At 37.3% G+C, this 3,740-nt stretch carries 4 protein-coding genes; 1 reads left to right on the top strand and 3 read right to left on the bottom strand.

Annotation, left to right across the window (positions count from 1 at the left end):
* Positions 1–327, top strand: a 327-nt coding sequence (locus tag FTV34_RS17830; RefSeq protein ID WP_218949380.1) for a hypothetical protein, incomplete at its 5' end; no start/stop codon positions are given.
* Positions 328–382: 55 nt separating this feature from the next.
* Here the strand turns inward: FTV34_RS17830 and FTV34_RS16700 are convergent.
* The 3 genes from FTV34_RS16700 to FTV34_RS16690 all read right to left on the bottom strand — a co-directional run bounded on the left by FTV34_RS16700 (position 383) and on the right by FTV34_RS16690 (position 3,432).
* The gene (locus FTV34_RS16700; RefSeq protein WP_174660745.1) at positions 383–970 is read right to left on the bottom strand and encodes a tetratricopeptide repeat protein; all 588 of its coding nucleotides are present in this window, start codon (positions 968–970) and stop codon (positions 383–385) included.
* Positions 971–1,217: 247 nt separating this feature from the next.
* On the bottom strand, positions 1,218–3,032 hold the full coding sequence (locus tag FTV34_RS16695) for a relaxase/mobilization nuclease domain-containing protein (RefSeq protein ID WP_174660744.1): 1,815 nt from the start codon (positions 3,030–3,032) through the stop codon (positions 1,218–1,220).
* Positions 3,022–3,432 carry a MobC family plasmid mobilization relaxosome protein gene (locus FTV34_RS16690; RefSeq protein WP_174660743.1) on the bottom strand — a complete coding sequence of 137 codons (411 nt, stop codon included), beginning with the start codon at positions 3,430–3,432 and terminating at the stop codon, positions 3,022–3,024. The genes FTV34_RS16695 and FTV34_RS16690 overlap by 11 nt, the downstream gene beginning before the upstream one ends.
* Between the last annotated feature and the right edge of the window lie 308 nt (positions 3,433–3,740).

The raw sequence follows: 3,740 nt of genomic DNA, 5'->3' as shown, positions 1-3,740 counted from the left end.
CATTCTTACTTTCCTAATGGAAGCTACGAGACTAGATACTATTCATCTGATGGACTAAACAATACCTTATTTATCAAAACTTCAATAGAATTTAATACATATCCAAATGGACAACCATGTGATTTAGTTTTTCCTGTCAACTTTGTGATCCACAAACTAAATGACTCTCCAGAAACGTATATTATGTATTTATCAGAAAGATGCGGCATTAAGGACATGACTCTGAAAGGTGATTTTTATAAAGGATCTCTTTCAAATCTAAAAAAGCACTTTGAATTATGGGAAAAAAAGCAAAAAGAATTTTTAAAAAAGAATCACCATATTTAGCTTGCGAGCATAGCCATTGAAAATATTTTTCATGGCTATGATGTATTTAATTATTTTATTTAACTATATTTTCTTTGTTATATTTTTCAATAAGATACAATGCATCTTTATCACCTTTTAATGCAGAACTTCTCAATAAAGACATTCCCTTAGTTATATCTTGTTTTACAATTATTCCTCTTACATACATTAATCCAAGCTTTGTCTGAGCTGTAATATCACCTTTATTCGCAGCTTGAGTAAAAAGAGAGACTGCTTTTGCGGGGTTCTTAACAACACCATTTCCGAATAAATACATGGTGGCTAGCTCACGTGTGGCTGCTATATCTCCTTTATTGCTAGCTTTTTGATATAAGTTGGCTGCCTTATTTAAATTAACAGATACCCCCATGCCATTTTGATAAATTGCACCAAGCATGAACAGAGCATCTGTATTTTCTTGATTAGCTGCCTTTTCAAACCATTTTATAGCTTCAGCCATATTTTTTTGTACACCTACTCCCTCTTTGTACATAACAGCAAGAGTAAGTTGATCCTCTGCATAGCCTTGCTTAGCTCTTTCAATAATTTCAGCATCAGAAAAAGCATATAAACTTGATGAAAATGAAAGAATTGTAAGGAAAATAAGAAAATATTTATGCACTCGAATACCTAAAAAATGTGAAAATTTGAATAACTCAGTATTTTGAAATACGTACCTTAAGAAATGAAAATTATTTTAACAATAGTCCTTTTAATTGTTGCTTATAACATTGTAGAGCCCAATAGTTTTGGAGGATACCTATTAGTTCTATTAGTTGCAGGATTAATTTCAATTGGTATTACATTCGCTTTTTTAGCCATACTCGCTGTTATTGGTGTAATTAGTAAACTATTCACACAGAATTAAACTACATCCCAAAATCCATCCCTCGATCCTGCTTAGGTCGAGGTTTTTCTATCTCTTGTTTACGCTCATTCATCTGGACGAGATTTTTTTCAATATCTCCGACGTTTCGAGCAAATTCTGCTGAGCTTTGGTCACTTGTAACGAGACTGAGTGTTGTAAGACTGAGATTTTCCCCAATGCTTCTTCGTTGTTGGCTGTAATCTGGCTCATCTCTCGAACTTTTCCATTGATCTGCTCGGTATAGCTTGCTGTACTGCGTTCTAGCTCGTGAAATTGCTTCTGTATTGTCGCTAATGATTTCTGTGCTTGCTGTAAGCTTTGCTGATCGCTCTCGATTGCCTTTGATTGAGCTGATAAAGCTTGGATAATCTTGGTTTGCATTGTGTCTAAAGCTTGCTGTTGCTTCTGCAATTGCGATTGTTGTTGCAGTAACTGTTGCTGTTGTTCTTCGATGATTCTCAATAATTGTGTTTCTAATTCCGTCATCGTTTAGTACCCCATTGGAATCATGTAACCGTTCTGCCATTCCCCTGCATTCTTGTTGATCTGAATACAGAGACGTTGTGCTTTGCTGTCTGGTCGCTTGCATGTGCTGATCGTCAAACTGCCTCCCGATCGGTTCAAATGATCGACCCTCATTTGCTTCTCGTTGATCACTGTATTTAGCGTCTGCATCTCGCTGTACTTGTTTTTGGTGACGAGACCAAGCGAGAAAATTGCTATAAGCAAAATAACTACTACTGAAATCAGTCCCATATTCAAAATGGTAAGTTTTTTCTGTACCGCTTGATTCTGGGCTTGTTGTTCTTGGCTCTGTATTTGCTCGTTTAATTTCGTTAAATGGCTCAATTTCGATTGCAGTAAGGTTTGATACTGGCTCAATTCCTTCTCGACCGTCTGGGCGTTGTTTTGAATGCTCTGGGCTATTTTCTCGTCCGACTGTTGGATAGCGGTCGCTGTGATATTGGCTCTTGTGTTCAAGCTGTCTCTGATAGTCTGTGACGTTTGCTCGATACCGCTCAGAAGTTGTTCCTCTGTATTCTTCAATTCGTTGTTGTACTTCTTGTCGATATTCGCCAGTAGCTCTAAAGCTTTGCTCATAAATCTCGCCCTCTAAACGGATAGGACGTTTTGCGCCCTCATACGGGTTTTCAATGGATATGGAATTTTTTACTTGTCGGGTGACATTGATTTGATTCGATTCAAGCCATTGCACCAATTCTTGCCGATCGGCAACTTCACCATTGGCAACCGCTCGGTAAACACGTTGATGTAACTGCTCTTTAAAATCCTTAATATCTTTGGGTAGATTCTTTTTATTTAAAAATAGCTGTCGATGTTCAGGATCATCGGGGTCATACAGTGAATGTTCGGTATTGGTGATCTGCTTAAATAGATCGACTCGATCTAAATCGACTGGCGCATAGAATGGCTGTAGGCGTTTGCCTGTTGAAAGCTCAACATTGGGAATCACAAAATTAAGCTCAAGCCTTGTCTCACCTGTGTCCTGATTAATTTTGTCTTGGTGCTGCACCCATAAAATTTGATACTGGTCTTTATCTAGTCCTGGAAATAAACATTCCTCAAAATTTTGCATTATTTTCTGTTTATCCTGGTCAGATAAATCATGCTCATAAAAGGACAAACAACCACTGGTATATTTTTTTGCAAAAGGACTGCTATCAATCAATTGTGCTGTCAGTTCTACATCACCACTAAGCACCTGTGCGTGTTCACGCTCTCGATCTTCACCCAATAAATAATCAAGACAACCTTTTGACAAACCTGAACCATGTCGAAAAAAATCAACGATCATCTGGACGTAACTCCCGAAGCTGTTGATCAATTGAAATCAATAAATGAAGTAACTTCACTTTGTCAAAAGTACCTACCCCTGCAATATCGGTATTCACGGCTTTGGCAATCTGATTCACATTATTACCAATTCGACCAAGTTCTAAAATTAACACTCGCTCTGTCTTGCTATACGAAGATTCAACAACCTTTGTTACTTTAATTTTTTGGTCATCATCTGCTTTGGAATTATGAATTTTAGTCGCTTTCTCTACTGCTGCTTGTCTAAGTAACTTTGCAATCGAACCATAAGGATTATTTGAATCAAGCAATTGATATTCTGATTCAGAAAGTCTGACTTTAAAGGTTCTCTCTCGAACAGCTTTACCTTGCTTATTCTCTTGTTGTTCATGTCCTGACATTTCAATCTACCCTGCTTTGGCTTTTGTAAGCTTTAAATTGGAAAATCTTTGATTTTTCTTTTTAAAGCTTTTCGGGGGTATCGGGGGTGAAGCCCCTGATCAAGGTCACAGACTATCACTGTTTAACAAAGTTAAATAGGGGTAGCTGTGTATCCTTGCTTATTTAAAAATGGACAAAGTTGTTATATGAAAATTAAATCAATTGACGCGGTATATAAACTCTAGGAAGTATTGGCATAAATCTTGTAAAACAAAATGCTCTCAACTCTCTTTCAACGTCCCCACATCCCTCGCTTTGCTCGGGCTGA

This window comes from Acinetobacter sp. YH16038, from assembly GCF_013417275.1.
Classification (GTDB): Bacteria; Pseudomonadota; Gammaproteobacteria; order Pseudomonadales; family Moraxellaceae; genus Acinetobacter.
This window is presented reverse-complemented; position numbering and strand designations above follow the sequence as displayed.